A 13,494-nucleotide genomic window follows, 5' to 3' on the forward strand; every position below is an offset into this window, starting at 1 on the left:
CGGATCTTGCCAGACTAGTCGCGGTTCCAGTTGTCCGGGTTCGGCCGCTGAACAAAGTGGTTCAAAAAAGAAAAATTTGGAGCATTACGAATGAAGGCATTAGGAAAGAAGTTTGCTGGCAAGACTCTCCTTGCCATGTCCCTGATGGGCATGATGGCGGGCGCGGTGCAGGCGGACGACAAGGTCCTGCACGTCTATAACTGGTCCGACTATATTGCACCGGACACCATCGCGAACTTTGAAAAAGAGTCCGGGATCAAGGTGGTGTACGACGTTTTTGACAGCAACGAAACTCTGGAAGCCAAGTTGCTGGCAGGCAAGTCCGGTTACGACATCGTCGTACCGTCGAACAACTTCCTGGCCAAGCAGATCAAGGCCGGCGTTTACCAGAAGCTGGACAAGTCCAAGCTGCCTAACTGGAAGAACCTGAACCCTGAACTGCTCAAAGCGGTATCGGTGAGCGACCCGGGCAACGAACACGCCTTCCCTTACATGTGGGGTTCGATCGGTATCGGCTTCAACGCCGAGAAGGTCAAGGCTGCATTGGGTGCCGATGCTCCAACCAACTCCTGGGACCTGATCTTCAAGCCTGAAAACGCCGCCAAGCTGAAGTCTTGCGGTATCAGCCTGCTGGATTCGCCAACCGAGATGATTCCGGCGGCGCTGCACTACCTGGGCCTGCCAACCGACAGCCAGAAGAAAGAAGACATCGACAAGGCTGAAGCGCTGCTGCTGAAAGTCCGTCCTTCGATCGCTTACTTCCACTCGTCCAAGTACATCTCCGACCTGGCCAACGGCAACATCTGCGTCGCAGTCGGTTATTCGGGTGACGTCTATCAGGCCAAGTCCCGTGCTGCTGAAGCCGGTGACAAGGTGAAAGTCAGCTACAACATTCCGAAAGAAGGTGCGGGCAGCTTCTACGACATGGTCGCCATCCCTAAAGATGCCGAAAACGTCGAAGGCGCCTACAAGTTCATGACCTACCTGCAGAAGCCGGAAGTCATGGCTGCAATCACCAACGCCGTGCGCTTCCCGAACGGTAACGCGGCCGCCACCGCACTGGTCGATAAAGACATCACCAGCGACCCGGGCATCTACCCGTCGCCGGAAGTGCAGGCCAAGCTGTACGCGATTGCCGACTTGCCGGCCGCGACCCAGCGCCTGCTGACTCGCAGTTGGACCAAGATCAAATCCGGTAAGTAAGCCGGTTTGAGGCAATCACCTGCTGTCGTCACCTGCGCGGTGACGGCAGCCGGTGTAATTAAATGACAGAAAGTTTTGCTGGAACGGTTTTTCGAGGGTAAGTTGCGCGCCGGTTTTGTTGCCAGGCAGCCATCGCTGTCATGTAGCACGGGGCAACTTGGGCCCAACTAATTTTAGAGGACCTCCACGTGCCTGTTTTTTCTTTGTTGCGCAATGCCGTGCTGGTCGGCGCCGGACTGACACTGGCTGTCAGCGTCCAGGCCGCGAGTACCGTGCATATTTATAACTGGTCCGACTACATCGGCTCGACCACCCTGGCCGACTTCCAGAAAGAGTCCGGCATCAAACCGGTTTATGACGTTTTCGACTCTAACGAAACCCTGGAAGGCAAGTTGCTGGCCGGGCGCACCGGTTACGACGTGGTCGTGCCGTCCAATCACTTCCTTGGCAAGCAGATCAAGGCCGGCGCCTTCCAGAAGCTCGACAAGTCGAAGCTGAGCAACTATGCCAATCTCGACCCGGTGCTGCTCAAGCGCCTGGAGCAAAACGATCCGGGTAACCAATACGCCGTACCGTACCTTTGGGGCACCAACGGCATTGGTTACAACGTCGACAAGATCAAGGCGGTATTGGGCGTCGACAAGATCGATTCCTGGAGCGCTGTGTTCGAACCGGAAAACATCAAGAAGCTGCAAAGCTGTGGCGTGGCGTTCCTCGACTCCGCCGATGAAATGATGCCCACGGTCCTCAACTACATGGGCCTGAACGCCAACAGCACCAACCCCGAAGATTACAAAAAGGCTGAAGCCAAGTTGCTGGCGGTGCGGCCTTACGTGACCTATTTCCACTCGTCCAAATACATCGCGGACCTTGCCAACGGCGATATCTGCATCGCGATCGGCTTCTCCGGTGACATGTTTCAAGCCAAGGCCCGGGCGACTGAGGCCGGCAAAGGCATGAACATCGCTTACACCATTCCCAAAGAGGGCGGCGCGCTCTGGTTCGACATGCTGGCGATCCCCAAGGACGCGGCCAACGTCAAGGAAGCCCACACCTTCATCAATTACTTGTTGAAACCCGAGGTGATCGCACAGGTCAGCGATTCTGTTGGCTATGCGAACCCCAACCCCGGCTCGGACAAATTGATGGAACAGTCCATCCGTACTGACGAGTCGGTTTATCCACCGCAAGCCGTCCTCGACAAGACCTACGTGTCTATCGAGTTACCACCAAACATTCAACGTTTGATGACCCGCAGCTGGACCAAGGTCAAGTCGGGTAAATAGCTGCAAGGCTCAAATTATCCAAGGTTGGCTCACCTTGAGCGAACTGCACTCTTTTTTTCTGGGAGTTTCGTAAATGGCAGTTGCCTCCGGCGCCTATAAGAAAGCCCTCGAGGGCGACCAATCACCTAAACAGGTGTTGGTCAAAATCGACCGGGTCACGAAGAAGTTCGACGAGACGATTGCCGTGGACGATGTGTCCCTGGAAATCAAGAAAGGCGAGATTTTCGCCCTGCTCGGCGGTTCGGGATCGGGCAAATCCACGTTGCTGCGCATGCTCGCAGGCTTCGAAAGGCCTACGGAGGGGCGCATTTTCCTCGATGGCGTAGACATCACCGACATGCCGCCTTACGAGCGGCCGATCAACATGATGTTCCAGTCCTACGCCTTGTTCCCGCACATGACCGTGGCGCAGAACATCGCATTTGGCCTCAAACAGGACAAAATCCCCACAGCTGAAGTCGATGCCCGTGTCGCGGACATGCTCAAGCTGGTTCAGATGACGCAATACGCCAAGCGCAAGCCGCATCAGTTGTCCGGAGGTCAGCGTCAGCGTGTGGCCCTGGCGCGTTCCCTGGCCAAGCGGCCGAAGCTGTTGCTGCTCGACGAACCGATGGGTGCTCTGGACAAGAAGCTGCGTTCGCAAATGCAACTTGAGCTGGTCGAGATCATCGAGCGGGTCGGCGTAACCTGCGTCATGGTGACCCACGACCAGGAAGAGGCCATGACCATGGCCGAGCGCATCGCGATCATGCACCTGGGCTGGATCGCCCAGATCGGCAGTCCGATCGACATCTATGAAACCCCGACCAGCCGTCTGGTCTGCGAGTTCATCGGCAACGTCAACATCTTCGACGGTGAAGTGATCGACGACGCGGAAGGCCATGCAATCATTACCTGCAAGGACCTGGACCGGCAGATTTACGTGGGCCACGGCATCAGCACCTCGGTGCAGGACAAATCCGTGACCTACGCGATCCGTCCGGAAAAACTGCTGGTGACGCCGACCATGCCGACCTGCGAATACAACTGGTCCAGCGGCAAGGTGCACGACATCGCCTACCTCGGTGGCCACTCGGTGTTCTACGTCGAACTGCCGAGCGGCAAGATCGTCCAGTCTTTCGTCGCCAACGCCGAGCGCCGCGGTCAGCGTCCAACCTGGGGTGACCAGGTCTACGTGTATTGGGAAGACGACAGCGGCGTGGTACTTCGCTCATGAACATGCGCAAATTCAAACGCCGACTCAATCGAATAATTCCCGGTGGCCGTCAGATGGTCATCGGGGTTCCGTTCATTTGGCTGTTCATGTTCTTCATGTTGCCGTTCTTCATTGTCCTGAAGATCAGCTTCGCCGAAGCCGACGTGGCCATTCCGCCGTACACCGAGATCTACAGCTACCTCGACCAAAAGGTGCAGTTGCTGCTTAACCTGAGCAACTACGCGATGCTGGCCGGCGACGAGTTGTACATCGCCGCCTACCTCGGCTCGTTGAAGATGGCGCTGATCAGCACCGTCCTCTGTTTGCTGATCGGCTACCCGATGGCCTACGCCATTGCCAGTGCCCGTAAAGAGCTGCAAACGGTGCTGGTGCTGCTGATCATGATGCCGACCTGGACCGCGATCCTGATCCGCGTTTACGCGTGGATGGGCATCCTCAGCAACAACGGTCTGCTCAATGGTTTCCTGATGAGCATGGGCTGGATCAACGAACCGCTGCAAATCCTCAATACCAACCTCGCGGTGTACATCGGCGTCGTTTATTCGTACCTGCCGTTCATGATCCTGCCGCTCTACGCCAACCTGGTGAAGCACGACAACAGCCTGCTGGAAGCTGCCTCTGACCTGGGTTCCAGCACGTTCAACAGCTTCTGGAAGATAACCATTCCACTGTCCAAGAACGGCATCGTCGCCGGCTGCATGCTGGTGTTCATCCCGGTGGTGGGCGAGTTCGTGATCCCGGAACTGCTCGGCGGTCCGGAAACCCTGATGATCGGTAAAGTGCTCTGGCAAGAGTTCTTCAACAACCGTGACTGGCCGGTGGCGTCTGCCCTGGCGGTGGTGATGCTGGCGATCCTGATTGTGCCGATCATCCTGTTCAACCGCAGTCAGGCCAAGGAAATGGAGGGTAAAGAATGAAGCGCTTCCGTTTCTCAAGTTTCATGCTGGTGGCGGGCTTGCTGTTCATCTACGCGCCGATGCTGATCCTGGTGATCTACTCGTTCAACGCCTCGAAACTGGTGACGGTGTGGGGCGGCTGGTCGATCAAGTGGTACGTCGGCCTGATGGACAACACCCAACTGATGGGCTCGGTGGTGCGCTCGCTGGAAATCGCCTGCTACACGGCGGTGGCGGCGGTGGTGCTGGGGACGCTGGCGGCGTTTGTGCTGACCCGTATCACCCGCTTCAAGGGTCGCACGCTGTTCGGTGGCCTGGTCACCGCGCCGCTGGTGATGCCTGAAGTGATCACCGGTCTGTCGCTGTTGCTGCTGTTCGTGGCGATGGCGCAGATGATCGGTTGGCCACAGGAACGCGGCATCATCACCATCTGGATCGCCCACACCACGTTCTGTGCGGCGTATGTGGCGGTGGTGGTCTCGGCGCGCTTGCGTGAGCTGGACCTGTCCATCGAAGAGGCGGCCATGGACCTTGGCGCGCGGCCATGGAAGGTGTTCTTCCTGATCACCATCCCGATGATCGCGCCATCGTTGGGGGCCGGCGGCATGATGTCGTTCGCCTTGTCCCTGGATGACCTGGTGTTGGCGAGCTTCGTATCGGGCCCGGGTTCGACGACCCTGCCGATGGAAGTGTTCTCGGCGGTGCGTCTGGGCGTGAAACCCGAGATCAACGCCGTGGCCAGTCTGATTTTGCTGGCGGTATCGCTGATGACGTTCCTGGTCTGGTTCTTCAGCCGTCGTGCCGAAGAAAGTCGCAAACGTGCGATCCAGCAGGCGATCGAAGAAGGCGCTGCCGACTCCTGGAAACAACCGGACGTGCGTCGCGCACAGGCGCCGGAAGCGGCTTGAAGGCTGGTCACGAATAAGTGGCCACGCCAGATCCCATGTGGGAGCGAGCCTGCTCGCGAAAGCGGTGCGTCAGTCAACATTGATGTCGACTGACACTCCGTCTTCGCGAGCAGGCTCGCTCCCACAGTTGTTTTACGACACCCAAGGGGAATTGCGGATGATCTCGACGAAGTTCATCGGTTTGAAGCCTGGCTCGCTATCCACCAGCACATCCGCGTTCACGGTACCAAACGTGGTATCCGGCTTGTGTTTGAAGCCATTGGCAAACGCACACAAGATGCACTCCTTGAACCCTTCGCCACGCGGGTGGGCATGCACCACGGCTTCGCGTTGCGCGCTGGGGAACGCTGCGTAATCGATGCCCAACACATCCATTTCAACGCCCGCGGTGACCAGCGCCACATTAGGTCGCAGGTGTTGCGGCACGCCCGGTGTGGTGTGCAGGGCAATCGACAACCAGACCTGTTCGATATCATCGTCGGACAAACCGTAAGGCTTGAGGAATGCTTTGGCAGCGTTGGCGCTATCGACTTCGAAGCGCTCGTCGTCAGTGCGATGACCCTCCACCAGACCCAAGTCATGGAACATCGCGCCGACGTACAGCAGTTCGGGGTTGTAGGTCAGTTGCTTGCGTTCGCCGCTCAAGGCACCGAACAGAAACACCCGGCGCGAGTGGTGATACAGCAGGTCTGATTCGACGTCGCGAATGTATTCCGTGGTGGCTTTGGCCAACGCGCTGTCGGGGATTTCGATACCGGCGATGGTGCTGCTCATGGTGCTGTCCTCTCGGGGAACGCCGTGGCGGCGCTGATGGAGTCAGTCTGTCCGCGCACCCCAAACCGGACAATCGATCCATGGCTGCGATCCCGGCCAATGAGCATGCATATCGCGCCAACCTCGCTTGTTGTGCACGGATTGGCTAAGTTTGGTCTCGGGGAATAAGCTTTTGTGGCGAGGGGATTTAGCGAAACGTCGCACCGCCCCGTTGGAGTGCGCAGCGCTCCCAGACTTTTTGGGGCCGCTGCGCAGCCCAGCGGGGCGGTGCGACGTTTCGATAAATCCCCTCACCACAAAGACGCACTTGGCACAGATTAGTGTTGGCCCTGATCCATTGAGAGCGATTCCTGCCATGAGTAAAACCGTTGCCATCGTGGTCTTCGCCGGCGTTCAGTCCCTGGACGTCACCGGTCCCATGGATGTGTTTTGCGAAGCCAATCGTTTCCTCGAACCGCACGATCACTATCGACTGGAGGTGATCGGTGTCGAGCGCGGGATGATGGCGTGTTCCAACGGTTTGTCACTCAATGCCCATCGGCATTTCAGCGAAGCGCTGGAGGCCTATGACTTGCTGCTGGTGGCCGGTGGGCCGCAGTTGCCGTTCATGGATTTTGGTGCGGCATTCGATGCCTGGCTGCGCGATGCCTGCGCGCAGGCGCAACGCTTTGGCTCGATCTGCAACGGCGCGTTCATGCTCGCCAGGGCTGGATTGCTGGAAGGGCGAACGGTCACCACCCACTGGGGCGATGCCGCGGCGCTGGCGCAGTTGTGCCCGTCGACTCAGGTCGAGGCAGATCGCCTTTACGTGGAGGACGGCGAGCTCTACACCTCGGCGGGTGTCACGGCCGGGATTGATCTGTCGCTGTACTTGCTGGCCAGGGATCACGGGCCGGAAGTCGCATTGAGTGTGGCGAAGCGACTGGTGGTGTTCACTCAGCGCTCCGGCGGGCAGTCACAGTTCAGCCCATTCCTCACGCCACACGCCGAACCCACTTCGGCGGTGGCGTTGGTGCAGCTCTATGTGTTGGCCAATCTGACGGGCGACCTGGCGATTGCCGACCTGGCCAACGCCGCCAGCATGAGTGCGCGCAACTTTTCACGGGTGTTTGCCAAAGAGGCGAAAGTCACCCCGGCGGAATTCGTCGAGCGAGCCAGGGTGGATGCGGCGCGGGTGCTGCTTGAAAGCACCCACTCACCGCTGAAGACCGTGGCTTATCAGTGCGGATTTCGCGATGCCCAGCACATGCGCAGTGTGTTCAACCGCAGGCTGGGCGTGACGCCGCAGCAGTTCAGGCTGAACTTTGCGGCGATGGTTTGAGCTGACATTGTGGTTGCCTTTCAGGGCCTCTTCGCGAGCAAGCCCGCTCCCACAGTTGACCGAGTTACCCAGGCAGACACGGTTCAATGTGGGAGCGGGCTTGCTCGCGAAGGCGGCATCCCAGCCACCGAAAATCTATTGAGCTGACCGCGCCGGCAACAGCTTCAACGTGCTGCGGGTGTTGGCCGTGACTTCTTCGTCGTTGAGATGCGCCTGGTAGTAAATCCCTTCGATATACGCCTCAGCCTGATCGTCATAGTGGCTGTCGAACGGTACGCCACTCTGGCCAACCGGGTTGACGGTCAGGCTGTGGGTCGGGTCGGCGAAGTCGATCAGACGCCGCGTCGAGGGACCATAAGTTACTGGCCAAGGCGCCGGGCCGATTTTGGCTGAGAGGTTGTTCGGTACTTCATGGGTGCCGGGTGCCGCAAACGGGCCGACATTGAAGATCCGGTCCAGCGGCTTTTGCTGCCCCAGCGGATGGCCATGGGTCAGCGTGTGCGCCTTGCCCCACTGCCATTGCGCGAAATCGCCGCCGAGGGTGGTCTTGAGATGAGCAATGCTCGCCTGCCACGCAACCTTGACCGTATCGGCGCGGGTCTCCTTGCCGAGGGTGTTGCGGTTGTCCCACCACGGTGAATCGGCTGCCGCGGCCAGGCGAGGCAGTGCGGAATCAATCACCCGGGTCGACAGCAACGTCTCGAAGAAGTCATTGCCCAGCTCATCGTGCATCGTCGCGTCAGCCAGGTTGAACAGGAACTGGTTGAACAGCGTGGCGCTAGTGGAGTCGAGCGGGTAGTCGCCTTGCCATTGGGCCAGTTGCTCAACCAGTTTGAGTTCGGCGGGATCGCTCACCACTTCACGCAGTACGGGCAGCAACGGCGCCAGCAAGCGCGGGCCGTAAGCGGTGGTGGTGCCCAGTTGCAGCTTCTGGCTGGCGTCCAGATCCCACTTGATGGTTTTGTCGCTGAGCTGGCGATTGAGCTGCTGACCTCGATCGGCCAGGTTGTAGTAACCGGGAATCTCCATGCCAGTCGGCGACACCGGCTGGAAGTTGGCCGAGACGATGTAACCGCGTGTCGGGTTCTCTTCCTGTGGGTTGGCGCTGAACGGGTAGAAACCTTCCTTGTCCGCGTCGGCGGTGCTGCCATCGAGGATGAACCCCGGACGCACACCCGCTGGACGTTTTGGTAGTTGCGCCGCTGCCCACCAGCCGATGTCGCCCTTGGCGTTGGCCCAGACGATGTTCAGGCCCGGCGCCTGGACCTTTGCGCAGGCACTGCGCGCCTTGGCCAGGGTGTCGGCGCGGTTGAGCTGGTAGAAGCCCTCAAGGATCGGATTCTGGCTTTCGAGAAAACCCCACCACATGGCGATCGGCGTTTTACCGACGCCGCTGCCCAGCGCATCGTTGACGATCGGACCGTGGGGCGACTGGCGCAGCACCAGTGTCACCGGCGTCTGGCCCTTGACCGCGATCTGCTGTTCGCTGGTCAGCATGTCCACCCACTTGCCGCGATACCAGACCTGATTGGGGTTGTCCGGGTTGACCTTTTCGGCGATCAGATCGAGGTCGTCGTTCTGGAACATGGTGATGCTCCAGCCGAAGTCGCGGTTCATCCCGAGGGAGGCGAACGGCATCAATGCCTGATAGTGGCCGTAGAGCTCGAAACCCGGCGCCGAGAGCTGCGCTTCATACCACACCGACGGCGCGGAAAAACGGATATGCGGGTCGCCGGCCAGCAGCGGTTTGCCGCTTTTGGTCCGACTGCCAGAGACGGCCCAGGCGTTGCTGCCCTCGAACTGCGGCAAGCCGTTGTCGGCCAGTGCCTGTTCGCTGAGACGGGCGAGGGCGTTGAGGTCTTTCCAGTCGGTACTGGCGAGGGGTGGCATGGCAGCGCTGCGGTGTTTCGCCAGCACGCCCTTGGGCTGCCAGTCGAGATCGAAGACGTTCAGGTAGTTGGCGCCCAACTGATCGCGCACGTAGGTCAGCAACGGTTCGGTGCGAAACGCTGCGGCAAAACTGTAGGCCATGTAACCGGCGATGCTGATGGTGTCCACGGCGGTGAAGGGGCGTTTGGGGATGCCCAGTACATCAAACTCCGCAGGTTTTGAATGACCGTCCTGATACTGGTTGATGCCATCCAGATAGGCTTGCATGGCGATAAAGGCCGGCGACTGTTTGTCCATGTTCGCCAGGTAGGTGTCGGCGCGTTCGCGAATGCGCAGGCTGCGCATCAGCTTGTCGGTGTCGAGCAGTTTTGGGCCCAGTACCTCGGCCAGCTCGCCGCGGGCGAGGCGGCGCAGGACTTCCATCTGAAACAGCCGATCCTGGGCGTGCACATAGCCGAGGGCGCGGTACAGGTCGGTTTCGTTCTCGGCGCGGATGTGCGGGATGCCGCGTTCGTCGTAGCGCACGGTGACCGAACCTTGCAGGTGTTGCAGTTCCACCATGCCTTGGCGTGTCGGTTGCTTGCTGTAGACGTACCCGCCTGCACCTGCGGCGAGCGCAACAATCAGCAGGGCGAGGACGGTCAGGCTACGTTTCATGGTGATTCCTTGTTGTTATCCGTGGCAGCAGTTCCCTGGCGCCACTGTTTAACACGGCTTGCCGCCATGGCCATCGCACTTAGGAGGGATTCGCGTCTCCTGTCAGCCTTGCTTCACTGCGTCGACAGGCCACGGGCAGTAACAACCCACGGCCAGTGTGTGCGTGGCATTCACCGCGCGGCCTTCGCTCAACGCTTGCAGTATCGGCTCAATAAAGCTGTTACTCGAATTGCAGGTCAGGCCTTCGCTGTACGGGCCGAAATACGCCAGTTTGCCGCTGCGATCCCAGATCGCCACGGCCGGGCTCGCGGGGATCTGTTCGGAACCTGGCAGGACGACGATGCTTTTCAGGCGGCTTAAGGTGCTTGGCAACTGACCGTGGCTGCCAGGTTTTTGTACCGCATAAAACTCCACGCCTTGCGGTGCGTAGTGCTCAACCAGTTCGCTCAGGTGTTGTTGGTTACCGACGTTGCACGGGCAGGCCGGGTCCCAGAAGTGCACGAGGCGGATGGCGCCGGGGCCGGCGAGGTTGTCGGGCAGGCGCAGCGGGTCGCCGGAGAACACCGCGGTGTGCTCGCTGAACGCTCGCAAGTAGCGCCCCTCAAACCAGTCGTAGGCAGCCCACAGCAAACCGGCACACACGAGGGCGAGCAGGCTGGCAAGCAGTGTGGCGCGGTAGGGCGAGCGCATGGATTTCAGTCCTCGAAGGTGCGCTAGCTTGCCATGCTTGCCCCAACAGATGAATATCGCAGGCCCATAAAGTCTGTTTCGCGTTCTGGAATTGCTCATGTCTGCCACTTTCGACTCCGATCATCTGCGTGCCAGCCTGCGGCCGCTGGCCGACTGGCAGCCGCTGTCGGAGGAAGCGCTGGCTTACCAGCATTTCTACGGGCTGGATTTTGCGGGGCGCAACGTGCGCAATGGCCTTGGGCGTTTTGCGGTCGATGGTTATGACGTGGTCAGTCAGGTCTGGTGGCCCGAGCGGGCGAAGGCGACGCTGTTTTTGTTCCACGGTTATTACGATCACACCGGGCTCTACCGGCATGTGATCGAGTGGGCGCTGGATCAGAATTTTGCGGTGATTGCCTGCGACCTGCCGGGGCACGGACTGTCCAGCGGCGAACGGGCCAGCATCAAGGATTTCACCGAGTATCAGGACACGCTGCAAGGGTTGTTCACCGAGGCGCAATCCCTCGATCTGCCTCAGCCGTGGCACCTGTGCGGGCAAAGCACGGGCGGCGCGATCGTGATCGATCATGTGCTCAATCAGGGCGCCAGCAGTCCGGCCCAGGGCCAGGTCATCTTGCTGTCGCCGTTGGTAAGGCCACGGGCCTGGGGCTGGTCGCAACTCAGCTATTACCTGCTCAAGCCTTTCGTCAAAGCGATTGCCCGGCGCTTCAGCGAGAACTCCAACGACCCGGATTTTCTGCCTTTCCTGCAAGCGGACCCGTTGCAGCCGCTCCGTTTGCCGACCGCCTGGGTCGGTGCGTTGGCGCGCTGGATCAAGCACATCGAAGCCGCACCGTACAGCATGCGGCGACCGCTGATTGTGCAGGGGCAGGCGGACATGACCGTGGATTGGGAGCATAACCTTGAAGTGTTGCGGGGCAAGTTCGATCGGCCGCAGGTGCTGATGTTGCCTGAGGCGCGGCATCACCTGGCGAATGAGACGCTGGCGTTGCGGCGGGAGTATTTCGGGTTTTTGACCAAGCGGATCAAGGGGCGGAATCTTTAGCGTCTGTGCTGGCCTCTTCGCGAGCAAGCCCGCTCCCACAGGGGGTTTGTGTACGCCACAGATCCCATGTGGGAGCGGGCTTGCTCGCGAAGGGGCCCTTGCAGGCGCTAAAAATTACTGGCGAAGACTTGAAGTGTCCTGCCCCACCGCCAACCCCGCGCGAATCGCCGCCAGGGCTGCCTGGTAATAAGCCTTGCCCTCGGTGGACTCGGCGAAGGTCGCGAACTCTTCCAGTTCTTCATCCGACAGGTCGCGATAGACATACAACAGCGTGTTGTTCAGGTCGTTGCCGATCTGGTCCATCAAGCGCTGACGCTGACCATTCAACATGCCTTGCGCCTGACCACCGCCGAGCAGACCGGGGATCATCGAACTGAGGCTGTCGGCCGCGACGCCGGCAATCGCCAGGCTGACTTCAGCGCCGGCTTCGCGAGCGGGCAAGGCCTGGGCCAGATGGCCGATGATCAGCAGGCGGCTGTCGCTGGCCTGGACCTTGGGTAAACCCTTGGCGTTTTTTGCCAGCTGATCGCGACGTGTCGCGAGCAATTCGGCGGCCACGATTTTCTTGCCAAGGGGCGACTGAAAGAATGTCAGCGCAGGTTTCGGATCGGCGAGGGTCTTGCGCAATTGCGCTTCGGCGCGTTGGTCGACGGCCTGGGGAGCAAAGCGCTGATTGCTGTTATTCACCAGCGCCTGGAACACTGCCGGCGGCAGGCTGTTCTGGTACCGCTGCTGAGCCGCCGAGAGAGCGTCGTTGAAATGCGCGCGTTGTTCTGGCCAACCGGCGACCTTGTACAACTGGTCGTGGCCGTCTGCCCAAGCGGGCAATACACAGAACATCAACAGTGAAAAAAGCAAACGGCGCATAGGGACTCCTGTCAGCAGGCGACTATTCTCCGTGTGGCATTCGTCCTTGTCGAGAATTCGTATCAACCCGCTGCGCGGCTCTGTCGGATTTTCAGGCACAGGAATACTATGCGCGGCATGCGAATACCCTCTGATCACCCGCTGCTGTTACGTATCGTCGACGACCTGGCCGAACATGGCTGGTCGCAGCAGAATGTTTTCCTTCCTCTGGGTCTGACCCGGGAACTGGCGGCTGAGTGCCGTAAACGTGCTGCCGAGGGCGAATTGGCCCCGGCCGCCGTAGGGCGCGGGTCGACATCCGGGATTCGCGAGGGGATTCGCGGCGACCATATCCAATGGATCGAGCCCGGCCAGGCGTTGGTGTGCGACAGCTATCTGGATTTGATGGACAGCCTGCGCGAGGCGATGAATCGCGGTTTGTTTCTGGGCCTGGAAGATTTCGAAAGCCATTTCGCGCTGTACCCGCCCGGCGCGTTCTACCTCAGGCATGTCGACCGTTTCCGCGACGACGACCGGCGCATGGTGTCGGCGGTGGTCTATCTCAATGACGCCTGGCTACCCGAATACGGCGGCCAGTTGCGCATGTACCTGGATGAAAGCGTCGAACACGATGTGGTGCCCACCGGCGGATGCCTGGTGGTGTTCCTGTCGGGTGAAGTGCCCCACGAAGTCCTGCCCGCGAACCGCGATCGCCTGTCGTTGACCGGCTGGTTTCGGCGGCGTGGCAACGAGCCGTTCTGA

Annotated in this window: 12 protein-coding genes; 8 read left to right on the plus strand and 4 right to left on the minus strand. The window is 59.9% G+C overall.

Annotation, left to right across the window (positions count from 1 at the left end):
* The first annotated feature begins 90 nt into the window (after positions 1-90).
* From KW848_RS09555 to KW848_RS09575, 5 genes are all read left to right on the plus strand, one after another.
* Positions 91-1,203, plus strand: coding sequence for a polyamine ABC transporter substrate-binding protein (locus tag KW848_RS09555; RefSeq protein WP_192409044.1), 1,113 nt, complete (start codon positions 91-93; stop codon positions 1,201-1,203).
* 188 nt (positions 1,204-1,391) lie between these two features.
* Positions 1,392-2,489 carry a polyamine ABC transporter substrate-binding protein gene (locus KW848_RS09560; protein WP_218536654.1) on the plus strand — a complete coding sequence of 366 codons (1,098 nt, stop codon included), beginning with the start codon at positions 1,392-1,394 and terminating at the stop codon, positions 2,487-2,489.
* A gap of 73 nt (positions 2,490-2,562) precedes the next feature.
* A complete protein-coding gene (locus KW848_RS09565; protein ID WP_218536655.1) occupies positions 2,563-3,705 on the plus strand; it encodes an ABC transporter ATP-binding protein in 1,143 nt (380 codons plus the stop codon).
* Positions 3,706-3,740: 35 nt separating this feature from the next.
* Positions 3,741-4,622 carry an ABC transporter permease subunit gene (locus KW848_RS09570; protein ID WP_193560115.1) on the plus strand — a complete coding sequence of 294 codons (882 nt, stop codon included), beginning with the start codon at positions 3,741-3,743 and terminating at the stop codon, positions 4,620-4,622.
* The gene (locus KW848_RS09575) at positions 4,619-5,509 is read left to right on the plus strand and encodes an ABC transporter permease subunit (RefSeq protein WP_111448389.1); all 891 of its coding nucleotides are present in this window, start codon (positions 4,619-4,621) and stop codon (positions 5,507-5,509) included. Before KW848_RS09570 ends, KW848_RS09575 begins: the two co-directional genes overlap by 4 nt.
* A gap of 132 nt (positions 5,510-5,641) precedes the next feature.
* Here the strand turns inward: KW848_RS09575 and KW848_RS09580 are convergent, their stop codons facing one another.
* Entirely contained in the window at positions 5,642-6,283 is a 642-nt protein-coding gene (locus tag KW848_RS09580) for an HD domain-containing protein (protein WP_218536656.1), read from the minus strand.
* 355 nt (positions 6,284-6,638) lie between these two features.
* Here KW848_RS09580 and KW848_RS09585 point away from each other — a divergent pair, with 355 nt between their 5' ends.
* On the plus strand, positions 6,639-7,604 hold the full coding sequence (locus KW848_RS09585) for a GlxA family transcriptional regulator (protein ID WP_218536657.1): 966 nt from the start codon (positions 6,639-6,641) through the stop codon (positions 7,602-7,604).
* Positions 7,605-7,739: 135 nt separating this feature from the next.
* On the opposite strand, the gene KW848_RS09590 is transcribed toward KW848_RS09585, so the two are convergent.
* Together KW848_RS09590 and KW848_RS09595 are read right to left on the minus strand one after the other, a co-directional pair.
* A complete protein-coding gene (locus KW848_RS09590) occupies positions 7,740-10,151 on the minus strand; it encodes a penicillin acylase family protein (RefSeq protein WP_218536658.1) in 2,412 nt (803 codons plus the stop codon).
* A gap of 102 nt (positions 10,152-10,253) precedes the next feature.
* Positions 10,254-10,841, minus strand: a complete 588-nt coding sequence (locus KW848_RS09595; RefSeq protein WP_192409054.1) for a DUF6436 domain-containing protein — start codon at positions 10,839-10,841, stop codon at positions 10,254-10,256.
* 97 nt (positions 10,842-10,938) lie between these two features.
* Here KW848_RS09595 and KW848_RS09600 point away from each other — a divergent pair, with 97 nt between their 5' ends.
* Complete coding sequence (locus KW848_RS09600; protein ID WP_218536659.1) at positions 10,939-11,886, plus strand: alpha/beta hydrolase; 948 nt, start codon at positions 10,939-10,941, stop codon at positions 11,884-11,886.
* 114 nt (positions 11,887-12,000) lie between these two features.
* On the opposite strand, the gene KW848_RS09605 is transcribed toward KW848_RS09600, so the two are convergent.
* Positions 12,001-12,753 (minus strand): DUF2059 domain-containing protein, encoded by a 753-nt coding sequence (locus KW848_RS09605; RefSeq protein ID WP_111448395.1) that lies wholly within the window; start codon positions 12,751-12,753, stop codon positions 12,001-12,003.
* Between the two features lie 108 nt (positions 12,754-12,861).
* On the opposite strand from KW848_RS09605, the gene KW848_RS09610 reads away from it, so the two are divergent.
* The gene (locus tag KW848_RS09610; RefSeq protein WP_111448396.1) at positions 12,862-13,494 is read left to right on the plus strand and encodes a 2OG-Fe(II) oxygenase; all 633 of its coding nucleotides are present in this window, start codon (positions 12,862-12,864) and stop codon (positions 13,492-13,494) included.

The sequence above is a fragment of the Pseudomonas sp. PDM25 genome (assembly GCF_019219045.1).
GTDB lineage: Bacteria > Pseudomonadota > Gammaproteobacteria > Pseudomonadales > Pseudomonadaceae > Aquipseudomonas.

Coding starts and splice junctions, on each gene's coding strand:
- KW848_RS09555 (WP_192409044.1), top strand. CDS start 91: ATGAAGGCATTAGGAAAGAAGTTTGCTGGCAAGACTCTCCTTGCCATG.
- KW848_RS09565 (WP_218536655.1), top strand. CDS start 2,563: ATGGCAGTTGCCTCCGGCGCCTATAAGAAAGCCCTCGAGGGCGACCAA.
- KW848_RS09575 (WP_111448389.1), top strand. CDS start 4,619: ATGAAGCGCTTCCGTTTCTCAAGTTTCATGCTGGTGGCGGGCTTGCTG.
- KW848_RS09580 (WP_218536656.1), bottom strand. CDS start 6,283: ATGAGCAGCACCATCGCCGGTATCGAAATCCCCGACAGCGCGTTGGCC.
- KW848_RS09585 (WP_218536657.1), top strand. CDS start 6,639: ATGAGTAAAACCGTTGCCATCGTGGTCTTCGCCGGCGTTCAGTCCCTG.
- KW848_RS09590 (WP_218536658.1), bottom strand. CDS start 10,151: ATGAAACGTAGCCTGACCGTCCTCGCCCTGCTGATTGTTGCGCTCGCC.
- KW848_RS09595 (WP_192409054.1), bottom strand. CDS start 10,841: ATGCGCTCGCCCTACCGCGCCACACTGCTTGCCAGCCTGCTCGCCCTC.
- KW848_RS09600 (WP_218536659.1), top strand. CDS start 10,939: ATGTCTGCCACTTTCGACTCCGATCATCTGCGTGCCAGCCTGCGGCCG.
- KW848_RS09605 (WP_111448395.1), bottom strand. CDS start 12,753: ATGCGCCGTTTGCTTTTTTCACTGTTGATGTTCTGTGTATTGCCCGCT.
- KW848_RS09610 (WP_111448396.1), top strand. CDS start 12,862: ATGCGCGGCATGCGAATACCCTCTGATCACCCGCTGCTGTTACGTATC.